Genomic DNA, 13,885 nt, shown 5'->3' on the forward strand with positions numbered 1-13,885 from the left:
CGCAAATCCGTTTCCCAGCGTAACCGGGCCCCGCTACGGTCTCCGCTCGTGACGACCTCCCTCGACCACTGGCGCGACCACCCGGAACGCTGGCCCGAACTCGCCGGCACCCAGGTGCGGCAAGCGGTCCTGCGCCTGCTGCTGCGGGACCGCCGGGACACCGACGCCGTCTTCCTCCGCTACCTCCTGGACCAGGAGATCCGCTACCACGAGGACGGCTGGGGCTACGACGACAGCCTCGGGCTCGCCGCGTTGCTGCTCAACGAGTGCGGCGAAGCCGGGGACGTCTGGCAACTCAGCGAAGCCAAGTACACGAGCGTCGACACGTCGAGCGGGCTCGACGCCTTCCTGCTGTTCCCCGCCGGGGTGGCCGCGACGCTCGAGCACGTCGAGCGCAGCGACCACCCCGACCGGGACGAGGTGTCGGCCGACCTGCGCGAGCACCTGGTGCACGACCCCGGCCTCGACCGGGACCGGGCCGCCCGGCTCGCCGGTCTGCGCGAGTACTACTCCGGCTGACGTCACTTCTTCTCGGCCGGCGGCGCCGCGGCCGGGAACAGGCGGCCCAGCGGCGGGTCGAAGCCGGCCTCCTCCAGCGCGGCCAGCAGCTGGGCGCGCAACGCCCGCTGCACCGCCCACTGCTTGCCCGGCCGGACCTTCACCGTCAGGCGCAGCTGGATGCCTTCCGGTGTGACGCTTTCCACACCCAGCATCTCCGGCGGCTCGAGCACGTTGTCCTTCAGCGCGTCACCCTCGGTGGCCGCGGACGCCGCGGCCGCGAGCACCGTCGTCGCGCGCTCGACGTCGGCGGTGTAGCCGAGCGGGACGTCGACGACCGCCACCGCGAAGCCCTGGCTCGAGTTGCCGACGCGCAGGACCTCGCCGTTGCGGACGTACCAGACGGTGCCCTTGACGTCACGCAACGTCGTGATCCGCAAGCCCACCGACTCGACCGTGCCCGACGCCTCGCCGACGTCCACGACGTCGCCGACGCCGTACTGGTCCTCGACCATCATGAAGATGCCGGACAGGAAGTCCTTGACCAGGTTCTGCGCGCCGAACCCGATCGCGACGCCGATGATGCCCGCCGAGGCGATGATCGGGCCGAGGTCGAGGCCGAGTTCGCCCAGCACGAGGATGAACGCCAGGCCGTAGATCAGGAACGTCGCCATCGACTTCAGCACCGAGCCGATGGTCATCGCGCGCTGGCGGCGCCGTTCGATGACGGCGGAGCCGAGCACCTCCGGCGCGCGCTCGCGCAGCGGGCGCAGCATCGACGGGAGCTTGCCGCCCGTCTTCGGCAGGGTCGTGACGCGGTTGATCAGCCTTCTGACCAGCAGCCGGACCACGAACGCGATCACGAGGATCATCAGGATCTTGACCGGCTTGGTGATCAGCCAGTTCGCCGAGCCCGCCAGCCACTGGTTGTGCGTCACGGAGAACACCTGTGAGCAGAACGTGCTGGGGTCGTCCAGGCACGGCGGGCGGCCGGCGGAGAGCAGGGGGAGCACGGGGTTTCGTTCATCCTTCCGATCGGGTCGGCCGCCCCAACGGCAAGTGGATGTTGGGTCGCGCGGATGTGACACGTCTTGTAACACACGTGCGCTGGGGGCCTGTTCTGTGGTCGACTATGCCTACGCCCCTGGAGGTGGTCGAGTGCCAGACCGACAACCCAGCCCCCGCGGCGTCTCCGGCCAAGCCACGGCCGATGAGACGCCAGAGGTGGTTCTGCGCGCCTACCCGGGGGGTTCCGCATCCGGCGGAACCGTCCCGGCCGGGCCGGGGACCCGCCCAGGGGGAGTGACCCGCCCGCCCGGACAGCGTAGTAGAGGCCGGGATCCGGCCGCCCCGGCCTGGGGCCGGCGCCGGGTGCTCCTGCTCAACGCCACTTTCGAGCCGCTGACGGCGTTGCCGCTGCGGCGCGCCGTCGTGCTCGTGATGTGCGGCAAGGCGGAAGTGGTCCACGGTGACCCCGGCGGGATCGAGCTGCACTCGGCGAAGGTGTCGCTGCCGGTGCCCTCGGTGATCCGGCTCAGCACGTACGTGCGCGTACCCTACCGGGCGAAGGTGCCGCTCACGCGCGCCGGGCTCATGCACCGCGACCGGTACCGCTGCGCCTACTGCGGAGGGCGGGCCGAGACGATCGACCACGTCGTCCCGCGCAGCCGCGGCGGCCCCCACAGCTGGACCAACTGCGTCGCCTGCTGCGCCAAGTGCAACCACCGCAAGGCGGACCGGCTGCTCTCGGAGATCGGCTGGCGGCTGCGTGTGGTCCCGCGCGCCCCGCACGGTCCGCATTGGCGGCTGCTTGCGCACTCCAAGGAGGCCGACCCGCTCTGGCGGCCGTATCTCGGCTCCGCCGCTTGATGCACCGGGGTGGCGGAGCCCCGGAGCACAACGCCTGATCCGCCGGCGGCTCGGGGTGACGCAGCACCGTCCGGACAAGCCGGCGCCCCGGCTGCCGTGCGGCGGCCGGGGCGAGCCGGGTGCTTGCGCGAGGTGCTCAGGTAGTGCGTGCGGCCCTGGAGTACGGGTCAGGCAGCGAGCGTGTAGTCGCTCTGGCAGGTGACGCGGGTGCCCATGGTGACCCGCGTGCCACGGGTGACGCGGGTGCCTCGCGTGACGCGCGTGCCGCAGGTGACGCGCGTGCCCGCCGTCACCCGCGTGCCCATCGTGACGCGGGTGCCTCGCGTGACCCGGGTCCCGCGGGTGACCCGCGTCCCCGCCGTCACCCGGGTGCCCATGGTGACGCGCGTTCCCGCCGTCACCCGTGTACCGCGAGTGACACGTGTACCCCGGGTAACCCTTGTGCCCGCCGTCACACGCGTTCCGGGCACGAATTCGATGTCGCTCAGTGACGAGACGGTCTCGGTGATCGCCTGTGCGGGCGTCTGGACGCTGTTCATGGCAGGGCCTCCTGGGACCGGTGCGTTACCTGCTGGGGCTGGGGAGCGGGGCGCAAGGCCCGTACAGGTGAAAAAGCTACGAGGATTTCAAGGCTCGGACAAGACGACAGCGGCGGGTGCGGCCGCCTGTACGTTGAGTTGCAACCTTTCGGCCCGACGGTCTTCGCCCCAACGTTCCAGTGGCCGCGCGCCAAGCGGCGGACGGCAGTCGGCTTACGACGAACGGTCGAGTGCGCCGCGCGCGGTGGTTGCGGAGGTCATCCGATACGCTCAGCGCCGTGAACGTTGTCGAGACGATCGTGGTCTTCGCCGTGATCCCGCTGGCCATCTACGGCCTCGCCGGGCTGCTGACGCTCCGGCGCAGGTCCGGCGGTGCCCCGCGGCACCGGACCGGCCAGGCCTGGGAGTACCCGGCCATGTGGTGGAGCGCCAACCCCGACGGGGTCGGCGCGGGACACCGGCACGCCGGCACCGAGAACAGCGCGCCCGAGGGCGCCCCGACCGCGGCAGGAGGCGCTCGTGGCAACTGGTGAGCTGACGAAGCGCGTCGACGAGTCCGAGCTGGGCTACGGCGAGGCCCTGATGGCCACCGGACGGGTGTCCGCGGCCAAGATGTACGAGCCGGAGGCCCCGGCCGGGCCGTTCACCACCCGCCAGCTGGCCCGCCTCGACGAGGCGCTGACGTTCGCCAGCCGCGAGACGGGCCTGGACTTCAGCCTGTACCTCGGCGAGCTGGGAGCGGACAGCCGCACGACGGCGGAGAAGCTGCACGCGACGACGGCGGACCCGGCCAACGCGGTCCTGATCGCGGTCTCGCCGGGCGAGCGCCTGATCGAGATCGTCACGGGCCGGACGGCGCACCTGCGCCTCCCGGACCGCGGCGCCAAGCTGGCGGTGGCCAGCATGGTGGCGTCCTTCAAGGAGGGCGACCTGGTTCGCGGGCTGGTCAACGGCCTGGTGAACGCGCTGCGCATGCTGTCCGACCAGGCGGGTCCCGCGCCTCGCTGATCTTGGGTTCGGAGAGCCCCGCGCCTTCGGGCGCGGGGCTTTTCCGTGTTCGGGGGGCGTTCGGTGGCTGGGCGGCGGCTGGGCGGCGGCTCGCCGACGGGTGCCGGTTCGCGCCGCGCGGTGTGCCCGCCGGGTTTGTGCACAGCCCGGGAGCGTTGTGGACAACCGGGCCGCCGGCGCGGTCAGTGGGCCGGTTTTTGTCGCCCCTCGCCGATACGCTGGAAGCGGGGGCAGCCCCCAGGGAGGGCGGGCCTTGCCGGGGCGCGAACCGAACCCCAGCCCGGGCAAGCCGGGCCGTGCGGACCTCGATGGTGAAGCCGAGTTCGGTGTAGAAGAGGGTGGACCGGTCGAGGCTGGTGACCGGGAGGCTCATTCCGGCGAACGTGAGCACCGCGACTCCTCTGGAGAGGTGCGCCATGGGTAGTCGCTCGGCGGGCGTTCCGACGCTTCACCCGTGGGGTCAGGTTAACCGTTGCGGAGTGAGTCCTGCCGGGGTGAGACCCCAGCGGGTCAGCGCTGCCGGATTGAGTTCTGCCGGGTTCTTCCCGCCGACCCGAACGCCGGATTGTTCAACGGTCGCCAGGTCGTGTCAAGGCGGGAAAGCGTGCCTTGACACGACCTGGCGACCGCTGATTCGGCTGCGTATCGGTTCGGCAGGGGGTGTGGTCGGAGGGCGCCTTCGGCGCTGGCACGCCGATTGCCGACCGAACCAGTGGCGGGCCGTGCTGCGCACGGCCCGCCACCTGAACCTCACGCCTGTGCGTCGAAGTCCCGCGCCGCCAACGCCCGCACGATTCCCGCGCGGCCCTCCGACACCAGCCGGCGCAGGGCCTGCGGGTGCTCGCCCGCCAGCCACTCGTCCGACGCCGTCACCGTCTCCGGGTCCACCGCCCAGGACGGGTACAGGCCGATCGCCATCGGCTGGGCCCGTTCGCTCGAGCGCCGCTGCCACACCTCGTCGATGACCTCGAAGTACTTCGCCACGTACGAGCCCAGCAGTGCTTTCTGGCCCGGGTGCGAGAAGCCCGAGATGAGCGAGTCGCTCACCGCGTTCGGCAGGTCGTCGTCGTACACCGCGCGCTTCCACGCGTCGGCCTTGGCCTCCGCCGTCGGGCGCAGGGCGCGGGCGCGCTCCGCCTGGCGGCGGCCGGTGGCCGTGTTGTCGCGGGCCAGCTCGGCGTCGATCTCCTCGGCGGCCGCCTTGCCGTGCGCGACCAGCGCGTGCAGGAGGCGCCAGCGCAGGTCGGTGTCCACCGTGAGCCCGGGCAGCGGCGCCGAACCGTCGAGCCAGCCCGACAGCACCGACAACGCCGACTCGTCCAGCACCGATCCGGCCAGCGAGTTCACGAACGCCAGCTGGTGGTCCGAACCCGGCTCGGCGGCCCGCACCAGCTCCAGCAGCCGCGCGGTGAACGCCGGCCAGCCGGTCGTGGCCGCCCACTCCTGCTCGGCGTAGGAGTTGAGCGCGGTCTGGGCCTGCAGCAGCAGCCGCTGGACGACGCCGACCTCGGTCTCGGTGTGGATGCCGCGCTGCACCAGCGTGACGAAGTCGCGGGCCTTGAGCTCGGCCTCGCGGGTCATCTCCCACGCCGCCGACCAGCACAGCGTCCGCGGCAGCGGCTCGGTGATGTCGGCGATGCGGTCGATCAGCGTGGTCAGCGACGCCGGGTCGAGCCGCATCGTGCAGTACGTCAGGTCGTCGTCGTTGACCAGCACGAGCTTGCCCGCGGGCTGGCCGACCAGCTCCGGCACCTCGGTGCGCTCGCCGTCGACGTCGAGCTCGACGCGGTGCTTCCGGACGATCTTGCCGCCGTCCTCGTCGTAGACGCCGACCGCGACGCGGTGGGTGCGCAGCTCACCGGCGCCCGGCTTCGCGCCGGACTGCACGACGGCGAACGACGTGAAGTTGCCGTCCGCGCCGACCTCGTAGCGCGGGCTCAGCGAGTTCAGCCCGGTGGTCTCCAGCCACTGCGCGCTCCACCACGACAGGTCGCGCCCGGACGCCTCCTCCAGCGCGCCCAGCAGGTCGGCCAGGGTCGCGTTGCCCCAGGCGTGCTTGCCGAAGTACACCTTCAGGCCGTCGAGGAAGTGGTCCAGCCCGACGTAGGCGACGAGCTGCTTGAGCACGCTCGCGCCCTTGGCGTAGGTGATGCCGTCGAAGTTCACCTCGACCGCGTGCAGGTCGACGATGTCGGCCGCGATCGGGTGCGTCGAGGGCAGCTGGTCCTGGCGGTAGGCCCACGACTTCTCGATGTTCGCGAAGCTGGTCCACGCGTTCTTGTACTCGGTCGCCTCGGCCTGGGCGAGCACGCTCGCGAAGGTCGCGAACGACTCGTTCAGCCACAGGTCGTCCCACCAGCGCATGGTGACCAGGTCGCCGAACCACATGTGCGCCATCTCGTGCAGCAGCGTCTCGGCGCGCCGCTCGTAGGCGTAGCGGGTCACGCGGCTGCGGAAGACGTAGTCCTCCAGGAACGTCACCGCGCCGGCGTTCTCCATCGCGCCCGCGTTGAACTCCGGCACGAACAGCTGGTCGTACTTGGAGAACGGGTAGGGCGTCCCGAACTTCTCGTGGTAGAAGGCGAAGCCCTGCTTGGTCTCGGTGAACAGCCGGTCGGCGTCCATGTGCTCGGCCAGCGACGCGCGGCAGTAGACGCCGAGCGGGATGGTCTTGTGCTCGTCGGTGTACTCGTCGCGCCACTCGGCGAACGGGCCGGCGACCAGCGCGACGAGGTAGGTGGAGATCCGCTCGGACTCCTTGAACACCGTGCGGACGGCGCCGTCCGGCGTCTCTTCGGCGGACTCGACGATGGCGTTGGAGACGACCTTCCAGTCCTTCGGCGCGATCACCGTGAGCCGGTAGACCGACTTGAGGTCGGGCTGGTCGAAGCAGGCGAACATGCGCTTGGCGTCGGCCGTCTCGAACTGCGTGTACAGGTACACGCCGTCGTCGACCGGGTCGACGAACCGGTGCACGCCTTCGCCGGTGTTCATGTACCGGCAGTCGGCGGTCACGGTGAGCTCGTTCGACTCGGCGAGCCCGGCGAGCGTGATGCCCTTGTCCTCGACGTAGGCGCTGACGTCCACGTCCGCGCCGTTCAAGGTGGCCGAGTGCACGCGGTCGGCGACGATGTCGACCCACGTGGATTCGCCGGCCCGGGCGCTGGAGAACCGGACGGTCGTCGTCGACGCGAAGGTCTTCTCCCCGGGACCGCCGTGGCCGTCGGTCAGGTCGAGCTCGATGTCGTATGCGGTGACGTCGAGCAGATCCGCGCGCAGCTTGGCTTGGTCACGGGTCAGGTTGGGGGCGGGCACAGGCACCTCTGGTCGTTGGTATCGGTTTTCAACTCCTCGCATCCAATCATGGGGACGGGGTGCCGGGCGATAAGGGAACAAGCCCGCGTCCGGAGGTGTTGGCCGCTACGTGGGGGTCCGCCCACATCGAGACGTGACACAGGAGTGCCCCGATGACCGCTGCCGAGCAGCCCACGAAGGTCGATTTCTACTTCGACCCGATCTGCCCGTTCGCGTGGATCACCTCCCGCTGGATCCTGGAGGTCGAGAAGCACCGCAACCTCGACCTGCACTTCCGGATCATGAGCCTGTCGGTGCTGAACGAGGGCCGGGACGGACTGCCCGAGCAGTACAAGGAGCTGCTGGCGAAGGGCTGGGGCCCGGTCCGCGTGGCCGTCGCGCTGTCGCAGCTCAAGGGCGAAGAGGTGCTGCGCGACTACTACACCGAGTTCGGCACCCGCTACCACAACCAGGGCACCAAGGACTACGACACGGTCATCAAGGAGGCCCTGGCCGCGATCGGCGCGCCGGCCGAGCTGGCCGAGGCGGCGCACTCGACCGAGTACGACGAGGCGCTGAAGAAGAGCCACCACGAGGGCATGGACCCGGTCGGCATGGACGTCGGCACCCCGACGATCCACATCGACGGCGTGGCGTTCTTCGGCCCGGTCCTGACCTCGATCCCGCGCGGCGAAGCCGCGCTGAAGGTGTTCGACGGCGCGGTGGCGCTGGCGAGCTACCCGGACTTCTTCGAGCTCAAGCGCACCCGGTCGGGCGAGCTCAACTTCGACTAGGGCGTCTCCAGGGCGGCCAGGGTGACGTCGCTGGGGTAGCGGGACGCGGCGACGGCGGCCACTTCGGTCGTCTCGCCGCGGCCCAGGCCCGCCTTGAGCGTGATCAGCTCGTGCAGGCCGTCCCGGTGGTGGCGCACGAAGGCCGCGTCCACCGGGTCGCCGTGGCCGGGCACGACGACCCGCGGCTCCAGCGCGAGGATCGCGTCGAACGCGTCCGGCCAGGCGGTCAGGTCGGTTTCGGAGCTGAACGAGAACGCGCTGAACCCGGCTTCGGCGTTCTCGACGACGTCGCCGGCGAAGACGACCGCCGCGTCCGGGACGTGCACGACGACGTCGTGGCCGGTGTGCGCCGGGCCGGGGTGCAGCAGCACCGCCGTCCGGCCGCCGAGGTCGACGTCGGCGCGGCCGGTGAACGTGTGGTCCGGTGCCACGATGGTGGTACGGGCGATCGCGTCCGCGATGTCCGGCTTGCCCTCCTTGCGGTAGTGGGCCTCCCACGGGGCGCGCAGGGCGCCGGGATCCGCGCGCAGTTCGTCGGCGCAGCGTTCGTGCGCCCAGACCTCGCACGGCAGGAACGCCTCGGTGCCCCAGGCGTGGTCGAAGTGCGCGTGCGTGTAGACGACGGCCCAGGGCAGCGGCGTGATTCCGCGGACCGCCGCGGCCAGCTCGGCGCCCTGTTCCAGGTCGCCGCGGGTGTCGACGACCAGGCAGCGCTCGGCGCCCACCACGAGTCCGACGGTCAGGTCCAGCTCCGCGTAGCGGCGGGCGTGGACGCCGTCGGCGACCTCGATCCAGCGGCCGGTCATCGCAGTGCTCCTTCGTTCAGGACGGGAGCGGCTTCGCTCACGTCGGATCCGATCAGCCCGCGGCCGTCGCGGGCTCGGCGCCCCTGCCGAGGCGCACGTCGCTGCCGGTCTGCTCCCGGATCCCCACCCCCGGAGCATGCCCGAGATCGGCCCTGGTGGCAGACTCGGCGCCGTGCGTGTCTATTTGGGATCCGACCATGCCGGTTTCGAGCTGAAGAACCACCTGGTGGCTCACCTGGAGAAGCAGGGCCACGAGGTGACCGACATCGGTCCGCACGTCTACGACGCGGCCGACGACTACCCGGCGTTCTGCGTCGAGACGGCGCTGCGCGTGGTGGCCGACGAGGGCAGCCGCGGCATCGTCGTCGGCGGCTCGGGCAACGGCGAGCAGATCGCCGCGAACAAGGTCCCCGGCGCCCGCGCCGGCCTGGCCTGGAGCGTCGAGACCGCGAAGCTGTGCCGGGAGCACAACCACGCCCAGCTGATCGGCGTCGGTGCCCGGATGCACACCGCCGAGGCGGCCGTCGAGATCGTCGAGGCGTTCCTGGCGACGGAGGTCTCGCCGGAGGAGCGGCACGCCCGCCGCGTGCAGCAGCTGCTCGACTACGAGCGCACCGGGACCCCGCCGGCGTTGCCGGAGGCCTGATGCCCGAGGGGCACACGCTCCACCGGCTCGCCCGGCTGCACAAGCGCCGGTACGCCGGCGCCCCGGTCACCGTGCTGAGCCCGCAGGGCCGGTTCGCCGCCGAAGCGTCCCGGTTGGACGGCCGGGTGTTCGTCGGCGCCGAGGCGCACGGCAAGCACCTCTTCCACGACTACGGGCCGCACGGCGTCGTGCACATCCACCTGGGCCTCTACGGCACCTTCGGCGAAGCCCCGCTGCCCGCGCCCGAGCCGGTGGGCCAGGTCCGGCTGCGGCTGGCCGGCCGGACACATTGGACGGACCTGCGCGGGCCGACGCGCTGCGAGCTGCTGGCGCCGGAGCAGGCCGACGCGATCAAGGCGCGGCTCGGCCCCGACCCGTTGCGCCGCGACGCGAAACCGGACCTGGCCTGGGCTCGCATCTCGCGGTCCAAGACGTCGATCGCGGCGCTGCTGATGGACCAGGCGGTGCTCGCCGGCGTCGGGAACGTCTACCGCGCCGAGGTGCTGTTCCGCCACGGCGTCGCCCCGCTGACCCCGGGACGGTCACTCGATCGTGCGCTGTGGGACGCCATGTGGGCCGACCTGGTGACCTTGATGCGCGACGGCGTCCGCGTCGGCCGCATCGACACGGTCCGCCCGGAGCACCTGCCGGAGGCGATGGGCCGCGCGGCCCGGGTGGACCGCCACGGCGGCGAGGTCTACGTCTACCGCCGCGCCGGCGAGCCCTGCCTGGTGTGCGGAACACCGGTGGCGCACTCGGAACTGGTGGGCCGCAACCTCTACTGGTGCCCCACCTGCCAGCCCGCCTGACCCCACAGCAATGTCGCGAATGACTCATTCGGGACTTCCGAGGCCCCGAATGAGTCATTCGCGGCGTTCGGGCCGGGGCTCAGAAGTCGAAGCCCCCGCCGTCGAAACCGCCTCCGTCGAAGCCTCCGCCGTCGAAACCGCCGCCGTCTCCGCCCCAGTCGCCGCCGTCGCCGCCGCCGTCGAAGTCGCCGGCGCTGTCGCCGCCCATGTCGCCGGACTCGAGCGCGTCCTGCTGGCCCGCGTCGTAGCCGGACTCCCAGGCCGAGGCGCTGGCGATGCCGCTCATGCCGGAGAACATCGCGCTGAACAGGAACATCGAGCCCAGGCCCCAGGCACCGGCGATGAGCGCGGGCTTCCACCACGGCTCGCTGTACCAGCCCTGCGGCACCGGACGGCCCGCGACGCGGCCGCCGGGGTAGTAGTACGGCGTGTCCTGGCCCGCCTCGGGCGAGGCGGCGTAGTGCTGGCCCTCGACGTCGACGTCACGGCGTTCGGTCACCTTGCCGGCGCGCTCGCGCTCGGCCTCCTCCGGCAGCTGCGGGCCGGGGTCCATGCCCATCGCGGTGCGCGCGGCGCGGACGTAGTAGAGCCCCTCGATCGCGGTGTCCTTGACCAGCCGGGCCTGCTCGATGGTGCGGGCCTGCTCCAGCTGCGAACCGGCCGCGTTGTAGCGCTCGCTCGCGTCGGCCATCGCCTGCTGCGACGCGGTGTCCGTGCCGTTGAGGTTGAGGACCTGGCCGCCGAGCCGTTCGACCAGGCGCCGGGCGTCGGCCTTGGCGTCGTCGAGCTCCCGCTGCCGGGCCGCGGCGCGCTGCCGCGAGAAATAGAGGCCGCCACCGACGATCACGACGACGAGCACGATCAGGAAGATCGCGGTGCCCATGGACCACTCCCAGAAGTTCGGGGCTCGGTGACCGGTGGTCACCTTTGAAACGGACAACGCGGACGCTACGCGGTGGGTTCCCGGTGCGTGACCGGGCCCACCACGAGCCCTGGCCGAGTAAACTAGAACACGTTATAGTTCGACGCATGAAGTTCACCCTGTCGATCGCGATGAACCCGCTCGATCAGCTGGGCGAGCTCGCCCGGGCCGCCGAAGAGGCCGGCTTCGCCTCCATTGCCCTGCCCGACTCGCTCTTCTACGCCGAAACGGTGGACACGGACTACCCGTACACCCCGGACGGCAGCCGGTTCTGGACCGGGGAAACCCCCTGGGTCGACCCGCTCGTGGCCACCGCGGCGATGGGGGCGGTGACCAGCCGGATCCACTTCTACACGTCGGTGCTGAAGCTCGGCTCGCGCAACCCGGTGCTGCTGGCCCGCCAGGTCGGCTCGGCGGCGGTGCTCACCGGCGGCCGGTTCGGCCTCGGGCTCGGCGTCGGCTGGCTGCCGCAGGAGTTCGAGTACTGCGGCGTGCCGTTCGAGCGGCGCGGCAAGCGCGTCGACGAGGCCATCGACGTGCTGCGGCTGATCCTCGGCGGCGGGATGGTCGAGTACCACGGCGAGTTCTACGACTTCGACAAGATCCAGATGAGCCCGGCGCCGCCGTCGCGGGTGCCGTTCTACATCGGCGGCCACACCGAAGTCGCGCTGAAGCGCGCCGCCCGGGTCGCCGACGGCTGGTCGTCGGCGATGATGAAGCTCGACGAGCTGCGCGACACGATCGCGCGCATCAAGGAACTGCTGGCCGAGCGGGGCCGCGCCGATGACCCGTTCGAGTACCAGGCGGTCTGCATCGACCGGTTCGGCCTCGACGGCTACCGCGAGCAGGCCGAGGTGGGCGTCACCGACGTCATCACCATGCCGTGGGTGTTCGACGGCGTCGGCTTCGACGCGCCGGTCGAGCCGAAGCTCGAAGCGATCCGCAAGTTCGGGGCCGAGATCATCGAGAAGTTCGAGGAGTGACTGCCGTGGGCGTGCAGGTCAGCTGGGACACCGGGCAGGAGCAGCCGGCGGCGCGGCGCGCGGCGTTCGCGTCGATGACCGCGGTGACGGCGGGGGACAAGGAAGCGTGGCTGGCGCTGTTCGCCCCGGACGCGGTGGTCGAGGACCCGGTCGGGCCGTCGTTCTTCGACGAGACCGGCAAGGGCCACCACGGCCGCGACGGGATCAGCGCCTTCTGGGACAAGACGATCGCCAACGTCGAGCGCTTCGAGTTCACCATCCGCGACTCCCACGCGGGCGGCGACGAGGTGGCCAACGTCGGCACGATCACGACGTTCCTCCCGGGCGGCTACCGCGTCGACACCGACGGGGTGTTCGTCTACCGCGTCGGCGACGACGGCCTGATCCGGTCGGTGCGGGCGTTCTGGGAGACCGAGCGCGCGATGGCGACGGCACGCCAGGTCTGACCCCCACCCCCTGCGAAGGCCACCCCGGCATCCCGGGGTGGCCTTTTTCGCGGGCGTGATCGACACATACCGCAACCGGCTCGTTGCGGAAAGAGGGCATTCTGGCGATTGTTTGCTCAATCGTGCTACTTTTTGCTCATGCAAGCAAAAACGTTCACCGAGAACGCCCGGCGGGCGCAGATCGTCCGCGCGGCGATCGAGACCATCGGTGAACTGGGGTATGCGAAGGCTTCGTTCGGGCAGATCGCGAAACGTGCCGGGCTGAGCAGCACCGGCATGATCTCCTACCACTTCGACGGCAAGGCCGACCTGATCGCCGAAGTCGTCCGGGACGTGCTGGCCACGAGCCTCGCCTACATGCGGGAGCGGATCGACGCGGTGCACGGGCCGGCGGCGGAGCTGCGGGCCTACATCGAGTCGAACCTGGCGTTCGTCGCCGAGCACCCGGTCGAACTCACCGCGCTGCTCGACTGCCTGCGCCACGGTGGTGGCGGCGCCACCACCGCGGGCAACGACGACTGGTACCACGGTGCCGTCGACGTCCTGGAATCCTGCCTGCGCGAGGGCCAGCGGACCGGCGAGTTCGGCCGGTTCGACCCGCGCGTCATGGCGATCACCGTCCGCCAGGCCATCGACGGCATCCACACCGAACTGATCCGGCGTCCCGACACCGATGTGGACGCCTACGCGGCCGAGCTCGTCGCCATCGTCGACCGGGCCACCGCGCACGACTGAACTGGGGAAACATGGCCACCACGAACACCGCCGACCGCGTGCTGCGGCCGGTCGTCGCCCTGCTCTACCTCAACCTGCTGATCAGCGTCGCCTTCGCGGTGCTGACCTTCCTGCACAAGGACGGCATCCTCGACTACCAGGTGCTGCACTGGGAGTCGACCGGCCAGGCGAACCCGGCCGACCGGGCGGGCACGCGCGCCTCGCTGGAGAGCGTGCTGTGGATCCGCCCGGTGTCCGTGCTGGTCATCGCGATCGTCTACGTCCGGCTGGCGGGCCGGCTCAAGCTCGGCCGCCGCCGCACCTGGGTCCGGTTGCTGGTGATCACCGTCCTCGGGCTGGCCGGCCTGGTGTACCTGGTCGTCGCCGCCGAGTTCCCGGACTGGATGCGGGCCGGCCAGGCCGGGCAGGCCGTGGTGCTGCTCGTGCTGTTCGTTCTGCTGTGCACCAAGCGCGTCCGCGGGTACTTCACGAAGCAGGGCCGGGTACCCGCAAAAGTATGATTTTGCTTCATATTTTGTTTCCCCCGTCTTATTGGG

The 13,885-nt window shown here is 71.0% G+C and carries 16 protein-coding genes; 11 read left to right on the top strand and 5 right to left on the bottom strand.

The annotated features are described in order from the left end of the window. Nucleotides 1-48: 48 nt before the first annotated feature. Entirely contained in the window at nt 49-519 is a 471-nt protein-coding gene (locus OO60_RS08165) for a hypothetical protein (RefSeq protein WP_003069825.1), read from the top strand. 2 nt (nt 520-521) lie between these two features. On the opposite strand, the gene OO60_RS08170 is transcribed toward OO60_RS08165, so the two are convergent. Beyond that, on the bottom strand, nt 522-1,511 hold the full coding sequence (locus OO60_RS08170) for a mechanosensitive ion channel family protein (protein WP_003069828.1): 990 nt from the start codon (nt 1,509-1,511) through the stop codon (nt 522-524). A 358-nt stretch (nt 1,512-1,869) separates the two neighbouring features. Here OO60_RS08170 and OO60_RS08175 point away from each other — a divergent pair, with 358 nt between their 5' ends. Next, nucleotides 1,870-2,367, top strand: a complete 498-nt coding sequence (locus tag OO60_RS08175) for an HNH endonuclease (protein WP_003069830.1) — start codon at nt 1,870-1,872, stop codon at nt 2,365-2,367. A 167-nt stretch (nt 2,368-2,534) separates the two neighbouring features. Here OO60_RS08175 and OO60_RS08180 read toward each other — a convergent pair whose 3' ends face one another. Continuing rightward, nucleotides 2,535-2,906, bottom strand: coding sequence for a hypothetical protein (locus OO60_RS08180; protein ID WP_003069832.1), 372 nt, complete (start codon nt 2,904-2,906; stop codon nt 2,535-2,537). A 278-nt stretch (nt 2,907-3,184) separates the two neighbouring features. Here OO60_RS08180 and ctaJ point away from each other — a divergent pair, with 278 nt between their 5' ends. Further along, complete coding sequence (gene ctaJ / locus OO60_RS08185) at nt 3,185-3,439, top strand: aa3-type cytochrome oxidase subunit CtaJ (protein ID WP_003069834.1); 255 nt, start codon at nt 3,185-3,187, stop codon at nt 3,437-3,439. Further along, nucleotides 3,426-3,914 (top strand): DUF5130 family protein, encoded by a 489-nt coding sequence (locus OO60_RS08190; RefSeq protein WP_003069836.1) that lies wholly within the window; start codon nt 3,426-3,428, stop codon nt 3,912-3,914. The genes ctaJ and OO60_RS08190 overlap by 14 nt, the downstream gene beginning before the upstream one ends. A 750-nt stretch (nt 3,915-4,664) precedes the next feature. Here OO60_RS08190 and pepN read toward each other — a convergent pair. Then, entirely contained in the window at nt 4,665-7,229 is a 2,565-nt protein-coding gene (gene pepN, locus OO60_RS08195) for an aminopeptidase N (protein ID WP_003069838.1), read from the bottom strand. Between the two features lie 152 nt (nt 7,230-7,381). Between pepN and OO60_RS08200 the strand changes: the two genes are divergently transcribed. Next, entirely contained in the window at nt 7,382-8,002 is a 621-nt protein-coding gene (locus tag OO60_RS08200) for a mycothiol-dependent nitroreductase Rv2466c family protein (RefSeq protein WP_003069840.1), read from the top strand. Here OO60_RS08200 and OO60_RS08205 read toward each other — a convergent pair. Further along, complete coding sequence (locus OO60_RS08205) at nt 7,999-8,808, bottom strand: MBL fold metallo-hydrolase (RefSeq protein WP_003069842.1); 810 nt, start codon at nt 8,806-8,808, stop codon at nt 7,999-8,001. The two genes, OO60_RS08200 and OO60_RS08205, sit on opposite strands and share 4 nt — an antisense overlap. Nucleotides 8,809-8,980: 172 nt before the next feature. Between OO60_RS08205 and OO60_RS08210 the strand changes: the two genes are divergently transcribed. Continuing rightward, nucleotides 8,981-9,454, top strand: a complete 474-nt coding sequence (locus OO60_RS08210) for a ribose-5-phosphate isomerase (protein WP_003069851.1) — start codon at nt 8,981-8,983, stop codon at nt 9,452-9,454. Beyond that, on the top strand, nt 9,454-10,263 hold the full coding sequence (locus tag OO60_RS08215; protein ID WP_003069853.1) for an Fpg/Nei family DNA glycosylase: 810 nt from the start codon (nt 9,454-9,456) through the stop codon (nt 10,261-10,263). The genes OO60_RS08210 and OO60_RS08215 overlap by 1 nt, the downstream gene beginning before the upstream one ends. Before the next feature lie 79 nt (nt 10,264-10,342). Here OO60_RS08215 and OO60_RS08220 read toward each other — a convergent pair whose 3' ends face one another. Continuing rightward, on the bottom strand, nt 10,343-11,146 hold the full coding sequence (locus OO60_RS08220) for a hypothetical protein (RefSeq protein ID WP_003069856.1): 804 nt from the start codon (nt 11,144-11,146) through the stop codon (nt 10,343-10,345). Between the two features lie 146 nt (nt 11,147-11,292). Here OO60_RS08220 and OO60_RS08225 point away from each other — a divergent pair, with 146 nt between their 5' ends. From OO60_RS08225 to OO60_RS08240, 4 genes are all read left to right on the top strand, one after another. Next, entirely contained in the window at nt 11,293-12,168 is an 876-nt protein-coding gene (locus tag OO60_RS08225) for a TIGR03619 family F420-dependent LLM class oxidoreductase (protein WP_003069859.1), read from the top strand. 5 nt (nt 12,169-12,173) lie between these two features. Continuing rightward, complete coding sequence (locus OO60_RS08230) at nt 12,174-12,614, top strand: nuclear transport factor 2 family protein (RefSeq protein WP_003069864.1); 441 nt, start codon at nt 12,174-12,176, stop codon at nt 12,612-12,614. A gap of 138 nt (nt 12,615-12,752) precedes the next feature. After that, entirely contained in the window at nt 12,753-13,349 is a 597-nt protein-coding gene (locus tag OO60_RS08235) for a TetR/AcrR family transcriptional regulator (protein ID WP_003069866.1), read from the top strand. An 11-nt stretch (nt 13,350-13,360) separates the two neighbouring features. Beyond that, nucleotides 13,361-13,849, top strand: coding sequence for a hypothetical protein (locus OO60_RS08240; RefSeq protein WP_003069868.1), 489 nt, complete (start codon nt 13,361-13,363; stop codon nt 13,847-13,849). Nucleotides 13,850-13,885 lie beyond the last annotated feature (36 nt).

The sequence above is a fragment of the Amycolatopsis vancoresmycina genome, assembly GCF_000716785.1.
Classification (GTDB): Bacteria; Actinomycetota; Actinomycetes; order Mycobacteriales; family Pseudonocardiaceae; genus Amycolatopsis; species Amycolatopsis vancoresmycina.